Source organism: Pseudoalteromonas ruthenica (assembly GCF_008808095.1).
GTDB classification, from domain to species: Bacteria; Pseudomonadota; Gammaproteobacteria; order Enterobacterales; family Alteromonadaceae; genus Pseudoalteromonas; species Pseudoalteromonas ruthenica.
The window spans coordinates 90518-109487 of sequence record NZ_CP023396.1; the positions used below are offsets into that span (position 1 = coordinate 90518).

Below are 18970 nucleotides of genomic sequence, written 5' to 3' on the forward strand. Positions count from 1 at the left end.
CTTATACAGCTTTCCAAATGACTAACACGCCGTGTTAGGCCAAGTTTATGCTTGGTGATAATAGCGTTCTGGACCCACCTGACCCCATGCCGAACTCAGAAGTGAAACGGAACTGCGCCGATGATAGTGTGGGTTCGCCCATGTGAAAGTAGGTCATCACCAGGCTCCTAATTAGAGAGACCCGTTGCACCAGTGCAGCGGGTTTTTTTATGCCTGTAGGCCAGGCTTCAGGCTTGCATCAGCTAGTCAGGGTAAACCCTGACCTACAACAGAGCATCACCCTTTACCACACCTGTAGGCTAGACCTTCAGCCTTGCACCACCCTAGTCAGGATAAATCCCGACCTACAACAGAGCGGAACACCAGAAAAAACCCACACCTGTAGGCAAGGCTTTAGCCTTGCATCACCCCAGTCAGGGTAAACCCTGACCCACAACACAGCTAAACATTCATCACCATATCTGTAGGCAAGGCTTTTAGCCTTGCAACATCTAGTCAGGATAAACCTTGACCTACAACACAGCAGTCTAGGCTGGGTAACCCATGATCTACAATATTAGGCATTTAAAAACATGATTGGGGGGTGCTAAATGGCGATATATTTTTGGTCTTTTTCGAGTGGAATTGTTAGGCTAGAGAACAGATTTTGAATTTATTAGGGCTGACTTTTGACCCTTCCGTTACTTGCTTACTTATTGATCTTTGCGCTGTTTGGTGTAGCTGCAACGTATTTCGTCAAATTCCTTTACTTTCATTGGTATAAGAATGAGATAAAGCCCAAATTTATTATTCGGGCTTTGGTTTCTATTGCCGCCGTTACGGTATTGTCGCTGGTGTTGAGCGCCTTCGGTTATTAATACGTTTCTTGATTGACATTGCTCTGTACTGCGACGCACTGCTTTGATTTGCATTGTGTTGCGGGTCGCGTAAGGTGCTGACAGATACTCATCATGCCTTTTTCAGCATTTAGTTGGCTTTCCTGAGCAGCCAAACTGTTTGCTAACGCAGACACTTGCTGCGGATCTGCTGATTTACTTGAATATACAAGATATTGGCTTGGGCCGCCGCAAGCACGGCTACCCACAGCAACCACTTTACATTGGCTGGCGCTGTCACAAGATTTGTCCTGCGTCAGTGCTTCTAAACGTTGATAATCAGCTTTGATGGATTGCTCAGTGGCACTAATAGCGCGCTCTTCGTTAATCGGTTGGCTAAGTTGTTCGCCGTCGATTCGCTTATCTTTTCCTAGGTTATCTGTTGTTGACTCAGAGCTAGCTCGCTCTGCGGCTGTCTCTACTTCACCGGTGGTATTTTGTAGCTCATTATTTTGACATGCAGTGAGGGAGAGCAGTGCAAGGGGGATAATTAAGTGGCGCATAATATTTATAATTGTTGATGAGTATAGTGACCATAATACAAACATTGTGCTAATGCGCAAATGCAGATGTTATGGTCACCTAGCTCAGGCCATCTATTTTTGAATGCCTCCTAGGGTAAGCCCTTTAGGATCGAGTAACTTCTCTAGCTCTTTATAAGGAATGTCGGTTTGTGCTGCAGCTACATCGAGAATAGCTTTATTCTCTTTGTAAGCTTGCTTGGCAATAGCGGCCGCTTTCTCATATCCAATAATGGGGTTAAGCGCCGTTACCAGAATGGGGTTCTTTGCTAAAGAACGCTGTAAGTTATCTTCTCTGACGACGAAGCTGGCAATTGCCTTATCGGCCAAAGCATAGCTGGTATTGGTCAGTAACTCGATACTCTGCAATACGTTATAGGCGATAACGGGCAACATTACATTTAGTTCAAAGTTACCAGCCTGACCCGCTACGGTAATAGTACTGTCATTACCGATGACCTGCGCCGAAACCATGGCTGTGGCCTCAGGGATCACCGGGTTCACTTTGCCAGGCATAATGGATGAACCAGGTTGCAGTGCTTCGAGCTCTATTTCACCAATCCCACCTAAAGGTCCAGAATTCATCCAACGTAGGTCGTTAGCGATTTTCATAAACGCGACCGCAGCAGTCTTTAGTTGCCCGGATACCGCAACCACCGAATCTTGAGTTGCGATGTGGTAGAACAGGTTTTCTGCCCCTTGGAAGTGACTATCGGTTTGGGCAGCGAGCTGTTTAGCGAAACGCGCCGAAAATTCAGGATCAGCATTTATACCTGTGCCTACAGCAGTACCGCCTTGGGCAAGTTGATGTAAGTGCTCAGCGCTAGCGCTGATTTGTTGTTTCGCCTTAACGACTTGTTCGCGCCAAGCCGACATGCTTTGAGCGAAGGTAACAGGCATGGCATCCATTAAATGTGTGCGGCCGGTTTTAACATGGCTGCCCACTTGTTCAATCTTAGCTTCTATCACACTAATAAGGTGATCCAGTGCTGGGATCAGCTCTTTCTCTATCGCCAGCGCACTACTTACGTGAATTGCTGTTGGGATCACATCATTGGAGCTTTGCCCCATATTTACATGATCATTGGGGTGTACATTATCACCCAGCAACTGACTTGCACGCGTAGCAATGACCTCATTAGCATTCATATTGGTACTGGTCCCTGAACCAGTTTGAAATACATCCACAGGGAAGTGCTCAAGGTGCTCACCAGCAATAATTTCGCGACAGGCGTTATCTATTGCACCACCTACATTGGCATCAAGATGCCCTAGCTCGGTATTAACGGTGGCGGCTGCGCGTTTTATCTGTGCCAATGCCTGAATAAAGCGTGCTGGCATACGCATGGCACTGATGTGAAAGTTGTTCACAGCGCGTTGGGTTTGTGCTTGATATAAGGCATCTGCTGGGACCTGTAGCTCACCCATGCTGTCCTTTTCATGTCGGTACTCTGTGCTCATAAAGTGCTCCTTAATAGGGGTTGAACTCATGACAGAGAACGCGAGCTTCTTGGCTGAGTGCTCTGTACTTATGCATACCCTGTTGCTGGCGATAAAAACGCTGAAGGGCAAGCTGTGGTTTATGCAGCTGACAAAGGCTTTGTTTTCTTACTTGCTGTTCCAACAAAGGGTCACAGATGATATTAACCAATTGGTAAAACGTGCGACGTAAATAAAGCTCTTGTAATAAATACATCTGTCGAGCTCCATAGTAGCGAGCCCAATGCAAACCCGTTTCAATAAACTGTGCAACTAAGTTGGGTGCTTGGCCTCGCTGACACCGCGATAGACGGCGCAGTTGAGCCCCAAGAAATTCAAGCGAAATCTGTGGCACGGTGCAAATCCCTCTAGCTGAATTGATAATAATTATCATTACAGCTAGAAAGGGAAGATGCAAGTGATTTTGTGATTAATCCAAATAGGCTTTTAACATCCAAACAAGCTTCTCTTGTTCTTTAATGTAATCGCTCATTAACGCGGCTGTGCCTTCGTCTTGGTTATCGCCGGCATCACTGAGCACCTTACGCTGCATTTTTATTAGTGTTGAGTAGCCATCGACGAGTGATTGTACGGCTTGGCCGCCGTCGCTGACATTTTTCACTTCGTTAATTTGGCTTAATTCTATAAAGTCCGAAAATGCGTGTAGGGGCTCACCACCCAAGGTAAGAATACGCTCAGCTATTTCATCTACTTTTTCCAACAGCAAATTATAAATTTCCTCAAACTTCACGTGCAGCTCGAAGAAATCACGACCTTTGATGTTCCAATGGAAGCCACGGGCATTCATATACTGAATTTGATAGCAACTTAATAGCCGATTGAGTGATTCAATTACGTTTTGAGTTTCTTCACTATCTAATCCAATGGCATTGATTTGCGACATAGCTGTCTCCTGTGCATGGTTGTTTGCTGATAATCAGTATGGCCTAAAGGCACCTGATAACAAGCAGATAAATTCGATGCCTGACATCACTTTTAGCGATAACAACACCGACCCTATAATCATACTTGGGCATGATGTATGCCAAAAACAAGGCCGAGGAGATGAATTTTTGATCTAACGCAACAACTCGATACTGATGATTTATTGCCCAGTGAAAACTTGATTTAGCGCAAGGTTACTTTCCTTGTGCAGGCCATACTGAAACCATCAACGATGAGGAGATAGGGCAATGACAAAAGCAAAAAAAGCAGAAATCACAGTATGTATTATCGCCGTACTAACCTTTGTAATCGGTCTTGTTGGTCATTTAGCTGGAGCCAGTTATGCCAACTCTGATGCGTTTGGCATTATTGCTGCGCCAATCCCATTGGTAGTCGGTGTTATTGCGGTAATTGCGTATAAAATCGCAGCGGCTGCTGAGGATTAAGTCTTTAGCTGCGCCAAGATATAATCGACCACCTTACGCGAGTAAATGAGGCTGGTGTGGCTAAGGTGAAAAACTTTATGCTGCGCCATACCTGAGACGCGGGTTTCATCAACCATGACCGTACCATCTGACGGCTTGCCCTGCTCAAATAATGGCAGTAAGCCAAAGGGCAAGTCTCCGGCGATACTGTACAGTTGGGCTGAGAAGGGCCAATCTTGGCTTTCACTCACGAGGTACTCAAGGCTATTCTTCAACAGTGCTTGCATGCCCCGGTCCTGCATATGGCGGGCTATTTGTGCCCCTTTGTGTGGGGTGCCAAGGGTAAAGACCTTTTTTACCTGGTCCGTCTGTGGAAACGCCTGACTGAGGTATTGCCGAGCAATAAGGCCGCCCAAGGAATGACAAACAAAAGCGCACTGGTCATCGGCAATGAAGTCATTAATTTGCGCAAAGATTTTATCGGTATCTGGGTTCAGGGTGTTGTATGACACATTTAAAATGCCATACCCCTGCTTTTTAAGACGTGCGCAAAGAGGGCGCATTACGAAGCCAGACATATACAATCCGTGTAATACAACTACCTTAGTGATCATAGTGACTCCGTTGATAACAATGGCGCTAGTATTTAGCCTTGTCCTTGCAACAAGGTCAAGGGGATTTGTAAGCTGGTCTCGCTATCACTCACCCACACTTCATTATCTTCGATGGTAATCGTTAAATCTAAGCTTCTGGAGGCCATTGCTGCTAGCTTCTGCGTATCTTCATAAGCAAGGCTGACGATACGCAGGTTATCAAACCCAGCGAGTTTCGCTTGGTGTTTTTGCCACCAAGCTTGCTGGCTTCCTTCACCATAGGCATAAAGTAATACTTGCTGTGCTCGGCTACAGGCCTTTTTTAGGCGCTTGTCATCAGCGAGACCAAGTTCTACCCATAAGTGAATACTGTCATCGTCGTTTATCCACCACAGCTCGGGCTCATCATCGGCACATAAGCCTTTGGTGAAAACTAAATTATCATTAGCATTTAAGGCAAAGGCAAGCACTCTGATCATCATCCGTTGGTCGGTTTCTGATGGGTGCTGCGCGAGGGTAAAAGAGTATTGCTGATAATGATGGCGGTTTAAATCACTAATGTTCAACCGTGCCTTGATGATCGTTGCTTTTAGGGCCATGCCTGTTCCATAAGAGAGAAGAAAAGCGGGCAGTATACACATTAACGGGTGATCTTGGCGTGTCTCGAAGGTAAAATAATTATTCATCACTTAGGGGAGAGAAAACATGGCAATCCAGTGGTTCCCAGGCCATATGAATAAAGCGCGTAACGAAATTAAAGAGATCATGCCACAAATGGATGTCATCATTGAGGTATTGGACGCGCGCATTCCCTACAGCAGTGAGAACCCTATGGTTGGCGCGTTGCGCGGTGATAAGCCAGTCATTAAGATCCTAAATAAGGCTGACTTAGCCGACCCGCAGATGACCACCCAATGGATGGACTACCTTGAGCGTGAAAATGGTGTCAAAGCCATGCCGCTCGCGAACGATAAAGCGGGCCATACTGGCAAAGTCATTGAACTGTGTAAAAAGCTTGTGCCGCACAAAGTAGGTGCCGATAAACAGATTAAAGCCATGATTATGGGGATCCCTAACGTTGGTAAGTCAACGCTTATCAATACGCTTGCGGGGCGCATCGTTGCTAAAACCGGCAATGAACCTGCGGTCACCAAAGCGCAACAGCGGATAAAAATAGACGAAGGGATCATGCTTTACGACACCCCTGGGATGTTATGGCCTAAGGTTGAAAACGAGAACTCCGGCTATCGTTTAGCGGCAACCGGCGCTATTCGTGATACCGCTATTGATTATGAAGAGGTTGCCAGCTACACCTGTGAGTATTTACTGCAAGCGTATCCGGCATTATTGAGCCAACGCTATAAAGTGTCACCACTGCCAGAACATGACTATGACTTTATGCTTGCAGCGGGCAAAAATCGCGGCTGTCTGCGTGGTGGTAATCAGGTTGATCTTCATAAGTTCGCTGAAATTCTCATTAACGAGTTACGTGATGCGGTGATTGGGCGTATTACCATGGAAACTCCGCAGATGCGTGAGCGAGAGGAACAGATGGTTGCAGAATTGCGCGCGGCAGCAGAGGCTAAAAAGGCCGCTAAGGAAGAAGAAAAGCGGCAACGACGTGCAAGAGCACGGAAAAACCGTCGCTGATATCACGACAAATTTTAGACATAAAAAAAGCCCTTCCGGGCTTTTTTGTTTTCATATCTACCGTCACCGATATGAGCAATGTAGCAAGTAAAATAGTAGGGTGGTTGGCGGCCTAACAGTTCAAGGGGCGTTGAGGAGTGCAGCCACCAACCAAAGCGCATTACGTGCGCAACACGTGTTTCAGGGTCGAGAAACAAAGTTGTCCGCAACAAAACGTTTAATGACATCACTGCTTTCGAATGCGTTCCCGTTTTGTTGATATTGATTATCAATAAGATTTGCCTTTGTGTCAACGCTTTTTGCAAATAATTCTCATTAATATCTGTGTTTTTCTATAACCAACTGAAATTATTTAAATTTATTTTTCTTCTTTTTTGTTGGAATGGTTCTTGAGTAAGCATTAAGGACAGTAACGATAGAAGGAGCCATGTTATGGGTTTAAAAATTCCTACCTCTGTATCCAGTGAACAAGAGCAAGATATTGAAATTATTGATCAATTAATTGAGTCTTTAGAAAATGAGCGAGTCCTAATTCAAGATGTGCAAAAACACGCTGAAGACGAATCTTTGCAAGCACGCATGAAAGTCTTACATGATCATAAGCGTTATTTGCAAACCGAGTTAGCAAAAGCGGTAGGGCAACAGCAGCAACTCGACGAAGTCGACACCAGTTTATTAGGAGATTTGAAGGAGTGGCAGGCAAAGCTTGAGTCCGTAGTGGGCGACAGTGTGCAAGCTTTCCTTGAAGAGTTGAATTCACAGCAACACAAAACCTTAGTGCAATGTCGTAATGCCGCGCAGGTGATGAATGATAGTCAGGGAGCCCAAGAGGTTGAGACCGTGATTGCCCAATTGGAAACTCATGAGCAGTACCTCAAGCGTTTTCTGAATGCGTAGTCTATGGTTAATGAAAACAACAAAAGGATGTAATTTATGAGCGAGAATTACCCCCAGGGACACTTTTGCTGGACCGAATTGTGTTCATCCGACTGGCAAGGTGGGAAAACATTTTATAGTGATTTGTTTACTTGGTCGGCTGAGGACCAGCCTATCGGCAATGGGCTTTACTATACCATGCTAAAAAAGCCACAAGGGGATGTGGCTGCGATGTATCAAATGCCCGCCGATCAACATGCTCAGGGTGTTCCCAGTTATTGGTTGAGCTATATTGCCGTTGATGATGTAGACGCGATGGCAGACAAGGCAAAGTCGCTGGGGGCAACCATAGTACACGGTCCACATGATGTGCCCGAGGCAGGTCGCATGGTGTTGTTGTGCGACCCTGTGGGCGCCATGGTAGCGCTATGGCAGGGTCAGGGGCACAAAGGGGCCAGTGTGCAAAATGAGGTTGATACGCCGTGCTGGTTTGAGTTAGCGACCCGCGATATTGAATCTAGTACTAATTTTTACAGTGAGTTATTGGGCTGGCGCGCCGAACTAAAAGCCATGGAAGGGATGGATTACACCCTGTTCAAAGCGGGTGACACTATGGTCGGTGGTATGGTGGCCATGGATGAGCAGTGGCCTGATGATATTCCGCCACATTGGATGATCTACTTCAGTGTCAACGATTGTGATGCACAAGCAGAGCAAGCTAAAAAACTTGGTGGCGAAGTCTGTGTGCAGCCCATGGATGTACCTGAAGTAGGCCGTTTTTGCGTCCTCACAGATCCACAAGGAGCAGTCTTTTCAATCATAAACCTTAATCAATAACTTGGGTTTTATTGATTCACCCCCACCCTAAACTCATCAACTTAAAAAGAGGATGAGTGATTATGAGCCAACATGTGGTGATCACCGGTGCCAATCGGGGCATCGGTTTACAGCTAGCGAAAATTTATAAAACTGCTGGAGCTAAGGTTATTGCCGTGGTTAGGCGTAGCAGCGATGAGCTTGATGAACTAGGTGTTGATGTGCGCACAGGGTTTGATGTAAGCCACGCTGACGATGTGGCCCGCTTGCGCACTGAGCTTAAAAACGAGCACATCGATTTATTGATTAATAATGCCGGTGTGTTTCGTAACGAAACCCTGGCAGAGATGAACTTTGACACTATCAATGAACAGCTCTCGGTCAATGCAGTGGCTCCTGTGCGTGTGACTCATGCATTACGTGATAACTTTAGCAAAGGCGCGAAAGTGGCGATGATCACCTCACGTATGGGCTCTATTGCCGACAATGGTTCTGGAGGCTATATAGGCTACCGTATGTCCAAGGCCGCGTTAAATGCAGCCTCAGTGAGCTTGGCCCATGAACTTAAAGCACAAGATGTGGCGGTGGGGTTAATTCACCCCGGATTCGTGCAAACCGAAATGGTCGGTTACGCTGGCGATATAGGCCCAGATGTTGCAGCACAGCGGATCAGTGAGCGTATTGACGAGCTAAACTTAAATAACAGTGGCGGCTTTTGGCATGCTAACGGTGAAACCTTACCGTGGTAAGCTAGCAATCGATACCATCTATCTCTAAGCAGGCAGCAAGCGTGTAGAGCAGCGTTTGCTCCGCCTCGTTAATGTGTGCATCGTGCTCTACGCATACACGACAAGCCTCCAGCAACTGTTGCCGTTTGACTACAGGGAGGCCTTTTATGACTCGCAGGGCGCGCTGCAATCGTGTCAGCTGGCATCGCGCTTCATGCTCTAAGCTAAGCGGTATCTGTAGATGCTGCGCCGCTGCAGCAAGCGCCAGGCGTTGTTGCTCTGAGTTAGCATGGCCATAGCTTGCCAAAGCGCCAAGAAGCTGCTCACAAGCTGCAACAATCACTGTTTTATTCATAACCGGCAACGCACCAACGGTTTTATCAGCGAGGGCATGAGCGCTCAGCTGCTGAAAAGACCAAGGAACAAGCTCCCAGTCCTCACACAGCGCAGCGAGCTGTTTTAGCTGGGCAAGAAATTGGCTGCGTTGCGCTTTGGGCAAACAGCGAATTGCACCAATGGCAACCTCAAGCAGGCGAAATTGAGGTTCGGTGCTGAGCTTCGTTAATGCAAGCTCAGCCCTATCCAGCTTATACATATCAACATAAGGAAGCGCGGCGATAAACGTTAGTTGTGCTTGGCGATTCGGCCAGTGTTGATGAAGACACAGTAACATAACTAACCATCGCGCATCGCTCGGCTCATGAGCTAAATAACTTAGAGAGTCCTCTATCCCCATGAGCTTTTCTCGAAAGTCGCCATACACTACTTGTGGCTGCGGGTTGCGCCCTTGGCTAGCACTAAAAGCCATGGTATTTGCTCGGCTTGGCGCCGTGCGTGGACGCTCTTTTAATTGTCCATGCCAATGTGGATCAAGCCTGCGAATACGTTTCGTTAGCGGCGGGTGAGTGCTTAACCAGGTTAACCACGGACTCAATGCATCACTAAAAAAATAATGACTAAATAGGTGCGCATTATTTTGCCTTAAGGTGTTTTTGCGAGGATTTTCGGCAATAGCCAGTAAAGCCCCGGCCAGTGCTTGTGGGTTACGGGTAAACTGCGCTGCACCAGCGTCAGCAAGATATTCCCGCTGGCGACATACCAGCGCTTTGATAATGTCGCCAAGTTGTGTCCCCAGCCATCCAAACAGCGTCAGAATAACGCCGATGACTGTGGTAAACCCTGCGCCATCTGTGCGTTGCGCGTTGTGGCGACGGGACGCATTCATGGCGCTATAAATTAAGTTTTCACCGGCTTGGCCTATAAAGGTGATGCCATAAAGTAAGGCAGACATACGCACGTTGAGGCGTACATCACCATTGACTATGTGGCTGAATTCATGGGCGACGACCGCTTGTAGTTGCGCTCGGCTTAGCTGATCGAGCGCGCCTTGGGTGATGGCAATGACACTATCGCGACGATGATAGCCCGCGGCAAACGCATTAATACTGGGCTGGTTGGCAAGTAAATAGGTGCTCGGAACGGGCATCCTGGCGGCAATAGCGACCTCTTCAACAACATTCAGTAGCACCCGCTGTTGTTCATGGTAGGTGTTTGTTTGCACCAGCTGCCCCCCTAGTTGCTCAGCAATAACACTGCCACCACGGCGCAATTGCCAGTACTTATAAAGTATGGCTGTACTGATAATTGCAGTGATGGAAAGGGTGAGCCCTAGGTGGATTGAAGCGTCAGTTCCATGCGCGATACCATAATTAAACAGGGTGTATGGATCAGTTGAAAAAATGCTCATCAGCCATAAAAATGGCCAATGTGCGAGGGCGATGAGAGCACCCACCGCGAGCACAAATAATACCAGCAGTAGCCAAGTCTTACGCCTTGCTTGGCGCTGCTGAGAAAAGAAACCGCTCACGGCTACTTAAATGACACGCTAGGGGCTTGGCGTTGTCTTTGTGGATCATCCAGTTCTAGCAGCTTGGCATCTTGGTTATGACCCGTCATGTTGGCAATCAATACCGGCGGGAAACTTTGTCGGTAACTGTTATAGGTAAGTACTGAGTCATTGTATGCCTGGCGTGCGAAAGCGATACGGTTTTCGGTGCTTGATAACTCTTCACTTAGATTGGCCATAGTCGCGTCGGCCTTCAATTCGGGGTAGTCTTCTATGCTCACTTGTAAGGCGCCTAGGGCACTGCTCAAGGCTCCCTCTGTTTGCGCTAAATGGGCAAGTTTAGCCGAAGATAATTTACCACCCGAGAGGCTTTGTAGAGCACTTACAGCTTGATTTCTTGCTTGGGTAACCGCTTTTAAGGTCTCACTTTCATGGTCTAAATAAGCCTGAGCGGTGGCGACTAAGTTAGGCACAAGATCATGGCGGCGATGCAGCTGCACATCTATTTGCGCAAAGGCATTTTGGTATTCGTTTTTATAGCGTACCAGCGAGTTGTAAATCACTATGGCAATGACGACTACCACTGCCGTGATGATTAAAAATAGTTCCATAATAAAGATCTCGCGCAAAAAATTGGGTTAACTATACCTGAATTGTGCACAAAATCAGCCAACATGTAGACATTTTTTGCTATCATGAAAACTGTTTTAGTCTTACCTTATTGGGGCTTGCCATGGAGTTATCGCAAGGCGCTGTACTCAGCCTACCGCTTTTTCAATTCAACGATGAATTACCAAATCGTGATTTAGACCACCCAGATTTATACTTAGAAGTGGTTCTTGACGAGCAGTTACTTGCTCACCTGTGCCAAAACCCAGCGCAAGATCAGAGCGTCAGCTTGCAATTGGCCGATTATCAATTGCTGGCGCATACCGAGTCTGTTCCAAGTGAATCCCACAGTGCCATGTTAATGCTCACTCATGGGCCACTTTTAGCAGCCACTTTAGAGCGCGATAATGGCGTTAGTTACGTATCACCCCAACTGGAAATGATGCCGACCTTTGATCTAGGGGATGATGATGAATAAACTGACGTGGGGTTTGCTGTTGCTGCTATGTACGGGCTGCGCCGTATTAGGTGCGCAGAAGTATGATAGCCTCTTTGGCCCTGAGCAGGTTCAAAACCGCAGTAACGATGTAAGTCCTGCGCAAAGCGACTTTTTTACTGAGCAAGTCAAACCCGTGATAGATAACCGCTGTGTCGTCTGCCACGGGTGCTATGATGCGCCTTGTCAGTTGAAAATGTCATCTCCTGAGGGCATTGAACGTGGTACCTCTAAAGACTTGGTCTATGATGGCACGCGGCTACTTGCAAGTAAGCCTAGCCGCTTATTCGTTGATGCCCACACCACGCAACAGTGGCGTGAGCGTGGCTTCTCACCGGTGCTTAACGAGCGCGAGCAAAGCGCCCATGCTAATTTAGTGGGCAGCGTGATGTATCAAGCTCTGGCATTGAAACAGCAGCACCCGCTGCCAGAACAAGCCATTCTGGGAGAGGAATTTGACTTTGCTCTGGATAGAGACCAAACCTGTCCCACTATTGGCGAGTTTCAACAATACGCGCAAGATAAACCTCACGCGGGCATGCCCTATGGTTTGCCAGCACTGACCAGTAAAGAAATGTCGGTGCTCACACAGTGGTTGCAAGATGGCGCGAAAATGCCCAAGCACGGCCCCATTAGCGCTGAGCTGCAAACTGAAGTGAACAAGTGGGAACGTTTTCTTAATCAAGATGATAACAAACACCGCTTAAGCGCTCGTTATATTTATGAGCATTGGTACCTGGCCAATATCTATTTTGATCAAATCAGCACCTCGGAGTTTTTCACCTTAGTTCGTTCGCGCACGCCTCCCGGTGAAGCCATCGATGTTATTGCTACTCGCCGCCCTTATGAAGACCCTAGGGTAGCGCGCGTTTATTACCGCCTGCTGCCTCGAAAAAGTACCGTACTGGCCAAAACCAATATTCCACTGGCGTTGAATAATGACAAGCTAGCTCGCTTGCGATCACAATTTATTGCGCCGGAATATGCCGTGCCGTCACTGCCTGGGTATGACATAAAAGTCGCTTCAAACCCGTTTAAAGTCTTTGCAGCTATTCCCGTAGGCTCTCGATATCAATTTATGCTCGATGAGGCTGAGCTTATTATTCGTGGTTTTATTCAAGGGCCTGTCTGTCGAGGTCAGATTGCTTTGAATGTGATTAATGATCAGTTTTGGGTCGCCTTTGTTGACCCTAAATTCGTGAGTCAGCCCAAAATTGATGAATTCTTAATGCGCCACGAAGATATGCTCGATATGCCTGCCCAGGAAGATTCGAACGCTTTGCCTATTTCTAGCTGGGTCAAATACGCCGCGAAACAAAGTACGTATTTGGAGGCCAAGTCGAAGCTTGCCAATGAAGTTTTTGCCAATGGCCAACACCTCACCGAAAACCTTATTTGGCAAGGGGAAGGGCATAATGACAATGCCGCATTAACGATTTTCCGGCACTTCAACTCGGCAACGGTGGTCAAAGGCTGGGTCGGCGAGCAACCCAAAACCGCTTGGATTTTAGATTACTCATTATTTGAACGAATTCATTATCTGCTGGTGGCTGGGTTTGATGTATACGGCAATGTTGGCCATCAACTGATCACTCGTCTGTACATGGACTTCCTGCGCATGGAAGGCGAAGACAACTTTCTTGCCTTACTACCGAAAGAGCAGCGCAAGGCACTACGGGCTCATTGGTATAGAAAATCACCCACCAGTCTTGTCGAGTTTATGAAAGATACTAATGTGCGCTTTGAGCAACCGACAGGCATTGACTACAAAACGTCACAGCCACAACAAGAGCTTTACCAGCGCTTAGCCACAAAGCTCTCGGCGGTATTGAGTCAGCGTTATGATTATCAAAAAGTACCTGATGTGCTGCGCCAACTGAATGCCATGCCGAGCACGGCGGTGAACTTATTACCACAAGTGAGCTATATCTTGGTGGCCAATGGTGAGGATGATTATCAGGCTTATACTTTGCTGCATCACAATGCCCACTACAACATCAGCAGCTTATTAGACGAGGAAGATCAGCGCGCCTACGATGAAGATAAAGCACTTGTCATCCCCGGCTTTATTGGCGATTACCCTGAAGCGCTATGGTTGTTACAACCACAGCAGCTGGAAGATTTTGCTGCACATATGCAAAAAATGACCAGCGAGACTGATTACCGAACCTTAAAAAGTCGTTTTGCTGTACGTCGCACTGACCCGCAATTTTGGCGCTTTAGCGATATTTTGCACCAGCAGGTGAAAAAATATCGGGGAATAGAGTATGGCTTATTAGATTATAACCGACTCGAAAATCGGTAAGCTTTTTAGAGCTAATTGTTTGTTAAATATAGATAAATAATTAGCTTCTAATGATTTTATAGCAGTCTTTTTTAGCAAATTGGTACAGAAATGAAAATGTAACAATTTGCAAAGACTTGTTTACCTGTGGCGGTTTTGGCAAAATTGCTGCTGTGCCTAAAATTAGAGAACAACAATGCACTATTGGTTTGTATTATTGCTCGCCCTGAGCGCAACATTCGCAGCGCAGGGCAATGAAAAAAAGCTCAGTAAATGTATTAGCCCCGCAGGTAAAGTAACCTACACCACTAAACGCTGTCCTGCAGGGCATCGTGAAGAGGTTATGCGTGAGCAGTTATCGCTTATTCAGTTTGCTGAAAAAGCGCGCAAAACACCGGATGTGGGCCCTAAAGAAGCTGACGAAAGTGACCTGACTTATTACTTGCGCTCTAACTACGGCGGTACTAACTGGGTAGAAAACATTCAGCGTAGCTATTTGGAACAATACAACGCTGTAGTGGTAGTTGATACCTTCCGTTTGCATAAGCTTGAAGGTATTTGTCGAGCGACACAAAAGTGGATCAGTGAACACCCACACCCTATCTTTGAGCTCAGAGATATGCGCTTTGAGTTTACCACGGGCTCTTCATTTGATACCCGTTACGTGACGCAAGGCAAATGTGATTACCGCCTACGTTAATAACCAAAAGGAGCCTAGGGCTCCTTTTTTAATGGTTCATAACTTGTTTTGCAGCGGCCAGTAATAACGGCTCTGATAAACGAACACGATAATTTGGGTTGGCGTATTGGAAATGCACCATCCCTTGCGTATCGAGCAAAAACACGGCAGGCACTGGCAGCGCCACTTTTTGCTCACCATCCAAGCCAACAAAGTTGACGCCCAACTTATTACGATAAACTTTAGCCGTTTTATCATCTAAGAAAAAAGCTAATCCCATTGCTTGTGCCAATGCCAGCTGATCGTCAGAGAGCAGTTGGTAGGTCGGTGAGCTAATGGTGCTTTGCGCAAGTTTTGCAGGACTATCTGGTGAGACGGCGATGATTTGCAAGCCCATCTCGGCAATTTGTTGCTCGATATTTTGGATATTCTTTAATTGCTTTGAACAATAAGGACACCAGCCACCGCGATAAACAACCAACACCGTAGGCTTATTTGCTAATAGTTGTTTTAACGCAACCGGTTGGCCCTGGGTGTCTTTTAACGTGACATCGGGCACGCTCAAGCCAGGCAGGAGCGGACTTACGCCCTCAGCCGAGTCGCTGATATTGGTAATGACCGCTGCACTGGCGACACCACTGAATAACAATAAGATGGCTCCTACAACAGAGCTCGCAAGTGTTTTAGATAACATAAAATTCCTTTATTAAAACTGTGAAAGCAATGCAACTAGAACGGCCCTAGGGTGATAATCTTTCACGCTATAGGTATGATAGGCAAATACACAGACAATGAGAGATTAAAGAATGTCTAGCGCAGCAAATAAAATTGCCATCATGTTAGAAATGCAGCATGCCATGAATACCAAAGTTCACGAGCAATGGTTCGAGCAAGGGTTTGAGTGGTATCGGGCTATTTGGGTTGAGTGTGCAGAAATGCTGGACCACTATGGCTGGAAATGGTGGAAAAAACAAACTCCGGATACAGAGCAAGTGATTTTGGAGCTGGTGGATATCTTCCACTTCGGCTTGAGTCTGCGCATTGACGGCCACACTTCGTTTGCTGAGTTGGCGGCGCAAATTGAGCAGGAAATGCAAAGTCCTATTCAAGGAGCTGATTTTAAAGTCTCGTTGGAGACGTTAGCAGCCAGCGCGGTAGCTGATAAAGCTTTTAATGCTGCTGCTTTTGCCGGCTGTATGCAGCAAATTGGAATGAATATCGACGATCTTTATCGTGGCTACGTTGGTAAGAACACCCTGAACTTCTTCCGCCAAGACCATGGGTATAAAGATGGAACCTATATCAAGGTGTGGCATGGCCAAGAGGACAATGAGCATTTAGTCGCTGTGGTAAAAAGTCTGGACACTGATAACCCAGACTTCGCCAAGCTCGTTTATCAAGGCTTGCAGCAGCGCTACCCCAGCTAGGCAGGCAAAATGTCACGATAATCGGTGACATTTTCATATCCGGCAAGCGGCTTGTGTGGCTGCTTGCTGTCGGGGTTAGCCACTGCTAGCAGATGATTGATCCCAAAGCGCTTCGCTGCATCGAGTACCGCTGCGCTATCGTCGACGAACAACGTCCGCTTTTTATCAAAGCCCAAGTCGCTTTGCACCTGCTGCCACAGCGATTGGTGCTCTTTACTAACGCCGTAGTCATGGGTAGAAACGAGCTTATCAAGATAGCGGTCCAGCTCAGTGCGTTCTACTTTTAAGCTCAAACTATCTCTATGCGCATTAGTGAGCAAAATAAGCTCTTTTCCTGAATTTTTTAATGCCTGCAAAAACACCTTGGCATCGTCACGAATACTTATCAGGTGCTGAATTTCACGCTTTAACGTCATAATGGGCAACTGTAATTGTTGTTGCCAATAATCTAAGCAATACCATTGTATTTGTCCTTGCACTGCTTCATAGCGGGCCGCCATTTGTTCTCTGGCTTGTTGCAGCGGAATTTGTTGCTGCTTAGCGAGTTGGTGGGGGATGACTTCGAGCCAAAAATGGTTGTCAAAATGCAAGTCTAATAAAGTGCCATCCATGTCGAGTAATACGGTGTCGATATTGGACCAATTTGGCATGGGCTTTTCCTACTAAAACAATTATCATGGATTTATGTTGATAATAACAAAGTCGCGGCTATGACACAGAAAAAGCATCCAACGCCTCCAGAAATACTTGATAATAACGTGGTGGCAAAAAGTAGATTATTTACTGTTGAAGCCTTAGAGCTGCGCTTCTCCAATGGCGAGCAACGTCATTATGAACGTATTCGAGGCGGAGGCCGTGGTGCGGTCATGATCGTTCCGGTTAATGAACACGATGAACTTATATTAGTGCGTGAGTACTGTGCCGGCACCAATGATTATCAGCTGGGGTTCCCAAAAGGCTTAATCGACCCGGGGGAAACGCCGTTTCAAGCTGCTAACCGAGAGCTGCAAGAGGAAGTGGGTTTAGGCGCTCATGAGCTTAACGAGATGAAAAAAGTGTCGCTCGCGCCTAGCTACTTTAATGCTCATATGCACATTATCACCGCCCGCGACCTTTACCACCAAACGTTGGCTGGTGATGAACCAGAGCCATTAGAGGTAGTACATTGGCCAATGGCGCAATGGCAAGCTTTGCTTGGCGAGCCGGACTTTACCGAAGCACGAAGTGTGGCAGCTTTGCTATTATTAATACAGGCATCTAATTAAGCCACGAGGTTCAGCAGTAAAAAAGGGGGTCGTGTTGCAAGATTTTCTAGCTCCATGCATTGAGTTGGCCGAGCAAGCAGGTTTGGCCATTATGGCTATTTATCGCCAGAATGATATTGGAGAGCAGGTAAAACAAGATCACACCCCAGTGACCAAAGCAGACATTGCAGCGAATGATGTGCTTATGGCTGGGCTCGAGAAAATGGCGCCTGACATCCCGATTATGTCTGAAGAGACGCCCATTCCCAGTTTAGAAAAACGGCAGCACTGGCAGCGCTATTGGCTGCTGGACCCAATGGATGGCACCGGAGAGTTTATTCTCGAAAGCGGTGACTTTGCCGTCAACATTGCACTAATTGAAAACAATCGACCGGTGCTCGGCGTGATTCATTGGCCGGCGAAAAACACCACCTACTTCGCAACTTATCAACAAGGGGCGTATAAGAAAACGCCCGAAGGGGTTGAGCGCATCAGTGTCGCCCAACCGGCAAACCTTACTTTAGCGGTTAGCCGCAGGCAAAAACTAGAGGCCGTTAGTCAGTACTTAAATGCCACCTTCGACACCGTGCCGTTAGGGTCATGCTCACTCAAGGCTTGTATTATCGCTGAGGGGAAAGCCGATTGCTTTATGCGTATTGGTCCAACCGGTGAATGGGACACCGGCGCTTCGCAGGTGATTGTCGAAGAAGCGGGCGGGTGTATTACCGATGCGGAATTTAATCCACTCACTTATAACCAGCGTGAATCAACAGAAAATCCCGACTTTATTGTAATGGGGCATCCCGATTGGGAGTGGCAAAAAATGATTAGCCCTCATCAGCGCTCTCATCATAATTAGTCTTCGATGGTGGAAAAACCAGCAGCTGATATGGTTTCAGTGTAATTAAACTTGCATTTAAATTTTGTTGCTATATTATGGCGCTCTCGTTGGCAAAGGGGCTTCCCTAGACCCAACAATGTGGACGCGGGATGGAGCAGTCTGGTAGCTCGTCGGGCTCATAACCCGAAGGTCGTCGGTTCAAATCCGGCTCCCGCAACCAACTTCTAAAAGTTGCGAGCGTCCACAGATAATTGGCGCGGGATGGAGCAGTCTGGTAGCTCGTCGGGCTCATAACCCGAAGGTCGTCGGTTCAAATCCGGCTCCCGCAACCAACTTTTATCGCCAGTTATCACCTTATATTGACGCGGGATGGAGCAGTCTGGTAGCTCGTCGGGCTCATAACCCGAAGGTCGTCGGTTCAAATCCGGCTCCCGCAACCAATTCTTAGTAGACCTCACTACCAATTACTATTTCAAGTCCATTCGACCTAGGGTCGTCGCCACGGCGTGTCGCGTTCATATTCAAGCCTTACAATGAATTACCCTGCGTTGTTTTAAATAAAACGCGATACCCCCTTTGGGCAAATTTTTATATTGCTACTGTGGCGTTTTATCAGCGTGAAATCATGTCTTTTTA

21 protein-coding genes, 3 tRNA genes and 1 rRNA gene are annotated in these 18970 nt (G+C 47.0%); 15 read left to right on the plus strand and 10 right to left on the minus strand.

The annotated features are described in order from the left end of the window. The first annotated feature begins 50 nt into the window (after nucleotides 1-50). Nucleotides 51-165 (plus strand): 5S ribosomal RNA (rrf, locus tag PRUTH_RS00410). Between the two features lie 688 nt (nucleotides 166-853). On the opposite strand, the gene PRUTH_RS00420 is transcribed toward rrf, so the two are convergent. The 4 genes from PRUTH_RS00420 to PRUTH_RS00435 form a co-directional block, all read right to left on the minus strand. Continuing rightward, on the minus strand, nucleotides 854-1378 hold the full coding sequence (locus PRUTH_RS00420; protein ID WP_151172273.1) for a hypothetical protein: 525 nt from the start codon (nucleotides 1376-1378) through the stop codon (nucleotides 854-856). 93 nt (nucleotides 1379-1471) lie between these two features. Further along, nucleotides 1472-2857 carry a class II fumarate hydratase gene (locus tag PRUTH_RS00425; protein ID WP_022946250.1) on the minus strand — a complete coding sequence of 462 codons (1386 nt, stop codon included), beginning with the start codon at nucleotides 2855-2857 and terminating at the stop codon, nucleotides 1472-1474. Nucleotides 2858-2867: 10 nt separating this feature from the next. After that, nucleotides 2868-3230 (minus strand): hypothetical protein, encoded by a 363-nt coding sequence (locus PRUTH_RS00430; RefSeq protein ID WP_130144982.1) that lies wholly within the window; start codon nucleotides 3228-3230, stop codon nucleotides 2868-2870. A gap of 75 nt (nucleotides 3231-3305) precedes the next feature. Beyond that, on the minus strand, nucleotides 3306-3779 hold the full coding sequence (locus tag PRUTH_RS00435) for a Dps family protein (RefSeq protein WP_022946252.1): 474 nt from the start codon (nucleotides 3777-3779) through the stop codon (nucleotides 3306-3308). Nucleotides 3780-4068: 289 nt separating this feature from the next. Here PRUTH_RS00435 and PRUTH_RS00440 point away from each other — a divergent pair, with 289 nt between their 5' ends. Further along, the gene (locus PRUTH_RS00440; protein ID WP_045980246.1) at nucleotides 4069-4266 is read left to right on the plus strand and encodes a hypothetical protein; all 198 of its coding nucleotides are present in this window, start codon (nucleotides 4069-4071) and stop codon (nucleotides 4264-4266) included. On the opposite strand, the gene PRUTH_RS00445 is transcribed toward PRUTH_RS00440, so the two are convergent. Both PRUTH_RS00445 and PRUTH_RS00450 read right to left on the minus strand, forming a co-directional pair. Continuing rightward, entirely contained in the window at nucleotides 4263-4859 is a 597-nt protein-coding gene (locus PRUTH_RS00445; protein WP_045980247.1) for a PGAP1-like alpha/beta domain-containing protein, read from the minus strand. The genes PRUTH_RS00440 and PRUTH_RS00445 overlap by 4 nt on opposite strands. A gap of 32 nt (nucleotides 4860-4891) precedes the next feature. After that, nucleotides 4892-5437 carry a YaeQ family protein gene (locus PRUTH_RS00450; RefSeq protein WP_022946256.1) on the minus strand — a complete coding sequence of 182 codons (546 nt, stop codon included), beginning with the start codon at nucleotides 5435-5437 and terminating at the stop codon, nucleotides 4892-4894. Nucleotides 5438-5543: 106 nt separating this feature from the next. On the opposite strand from PRUTH_RS00450, the gene ylqF reads away from it, so the two are divergent. The 4 genes from ylqF (at nucleotide 5544) to PRUTH_RS00470 (ending at nucleotide 8929) form a co-directional block, all read left to right on the plus strand. Then, nucleotides 5544-6488 (plus strand): ribosome biogenesis GTPase YlqF, encoded by a 945-nt coding sequence (gene ylqF / locus PRUTH_RS00455; protein ID WP_022946257.1) that lies wholly within the window; start codon nucleotides 5544-5546, stop codon nucleotides 6486-6488. Between the two features lie 432 nt (nucleotides 6489-6920). Then, nucleotides 6921-7385 (plus strand): DUF2383 domain-containing protein, encoded by a 465-nt coding sequence (locus tag PRUTH_RS00460; RefSeq protein ID WP_022946258.1) that lies wholly within the window; start codon nucleotides 6921-6923, stop codon nucleotides 7383-7385. A 36-nt stretch (nucleotides 7386-7421) separates the two neighbouring features. After that, nucleotides 7422-8201, plus strand: a complete 780-nt coding sequence (locus PRUTH_RS00465) for a VOC family protein (protein WP_045980248.1) — start codon at nucleotides 7422-7424, stop codon at nucleotides 8199-8201. A gap of 62 nt (nucleotides 8202-8263) precedes the next feature. Further along, complete coding sequence (locus tag PRUTH_RS00470; protein ID WP_045980292.1) at nucleotides 8264-8929, plus strand: SDR family oxidoreductase; 666 nt, start codon at nucleotides 8264-8266, stop codon at nucleotides 8927-8929. A 1-nt stretch (nucleotide 8930) separates the two neighbouring features. Here the strand turns inward: PRUTH_RS00470 and PRUTH_RS00475 are convergent, their stop codons facing one another. Together PRUTH_RS00475 and PRUTH_RS00480 are read right to left on the minus strand one after the other, a co-directional pair. Next, nucleotides 8931-10775: a M48 family metalloprotease gene (locus PRUTH_RS00475; protein WP_052698282.1), complete on the minus strand. Its 1845-nt coding sequence runs from the start codon at nucleotides 10773-10775 to the stop codon at nucleotides 8931-8933. Nucleotides 10776-10777: 2 nt separating this feature from the next. Next, nucleotides 10778-11365, minus strand: a complete 588-nt coding sequence (locus PRUTH_RS00480; protein ID WP_045980249.1) for a LemA family protein — start codon at nucleotides 11363-11365, stop codon at nucleotides 10778-10780. Nucleotides 11366-11487: 122 nt separating this feature from the next. Here PRUTH_RS00480 and PRUTH_RS00485 point away from each other — a divergent pair, with 122 nt between their 5' ends. The 3 genes from PRUTH_RS00485 to PRUTH_RS00495 all read left to right on the plus strand — a co-directional run bounded on the left by PRUTH_RS00485 (nucleotide 11488) and on the right by PRUTH_RS00495 (nucleotide 14843). Then, complete coding sequence (locus PRUTH_RS00485) at nucleotides 11488-11841, plus strand: hypothetical protein (protein WP_045980250.1); 354 nt, start codon at nucleotides 11488-11490, stop codon at nucleotides 11839-11841. After that, nucleotides 11834-14164, plus strand: coding sequence for a fatty acid cis/trans isomerase (locus tag PRUTH_RS00490; protein ID WP_151172274.1), 2331 nt, complete (start codon nucleotides 11834-11836; stop codon nucleotides 14162-14164). Before PRUTH_RS00485 ends, PRUTH_RS00490 begins: the two co-directional genes overlap by 8 nt. A gap of 175 nt (nucleotides 14165-14339) precedes the next feature. Then, nucleotides 14340-14843 (plus strand): hypothetical protein, encoded by a 504-nt coding sequence (locus tag PRUTH_RS00495; RefSeq protein ID WP_022946265.1) that lies wholly within the window; start codon nucleotides 14340-14342, stop codon nucleotides 14841-14843. Nucleotides 14844-14871: 28 nt separating this feature from the next. Here PRUTH_RS00495 and PRUTH_RS00500 read toward each other — a convergent pair whose 3' ends face one another. Then, nucleotides 14872-15516: a peroxiredoxin-like family protein gene (locus tag PRUTH_RS00500; RefSeq protein WP_138549034.1), complete on the minus strand. Its 645-nt coding sequence runs from the start codon at nucleotides 15514-15516 to the stop codon at nucleotides 14872-14874. A 112-nt stretch (nucleotides 15517-15628) separates the two neighbouring features. On the opposite strand from PRUTH_RS00500, the gene PRUTH_RS00505 reads away from it, so the two are divergent. Further along, nucleotides 15629-16249 (plus strand): dUTP diphosphatase, encoded by a 621-nt coding sequence (locus PRUTH_RS00505; RefSeq protein ID WP_045980253.1) that lies wholly within the window; start codon nucleotides 15629-15631, stop codon nucleotides 16247-16249. Here PRUTH_RS00505 and yrfG read toward each other — a convergent pair. Beyond that, the gene (gene yrfG, locus PRUTH_RS00510) at nucleotides 16246-16899 is read right to left on the minus strand and encodes a GMP/IMP nucleotidase (RefSeq protein ID WP_045980254.1); all 654 of its coding nucleotides are present in this window, start codon (nucleotides 16897-16899) and stop codon (nucleotides 16246-16248) included. The two genes, PRUTH_RS00505 and yrfG, sit on opposite strands and share 4 nt — an antisense overlap. Nucleotides 16900-16959: 60 nt before the next feature. Here yrfG and nudE point away from each other — a divergent pair, with 60 nt between their 5' ends. The 5 genes from nudE to PRUTH_RS00535 all read left to right on the plus strand — a co-directional run bounded on the left by nudE (nucleotide 16960) and on the right by PRUTH_RS00535 (nucleotide 18774). Then, nucleotides 16960-17514, plus strand: a complete 555-nt coding sequence (nudE, locus tag PRUTH_RS00515; protein ID WP_151172275.1) for an ADP compounds hydrolase NudE — start codon at nucleotides 16960-16962, stop codon at nucleotides 17512-17514. Between the two features lie 34 nt (nucleotides 17515-17548). Then, nucleotides 17549-18352: a 3'(2'),5'-bisphosphate nucleotidase CysQ gene (gene cysQ, locus PRUTH_RS00520; protein ID WP_151172276.1), complete on the plus strand. Its 804-nt coding sequence runs from the start codon at nucleotides 17549-17551 to the stop codon at nucleotides 18350-18352. A 125-nt stretch (nucleotides 18353-18477) separates the two neighbouring features. Next, a tRNA-Met gene (locus PRUTH_RS00525) sits at nucleotides 18478-18554 on the plus strand. 35 nt (nucleotides 18555-18589) lie between these two features. After that, nucleotides 18590-18666, plus strand: a tRNA-Met gene (locus PRUTH_RS00530). Between the two features lie 31 nt (nucleotides 18667-18697). Beyond that, nucleotides 18698-18774 (plus strand) — tRNA-Met (locus tag PRUTH_RS00535). The last annotated feature ends 196 nt before the right edge of the window (nucleotides 18775-18970 follow it).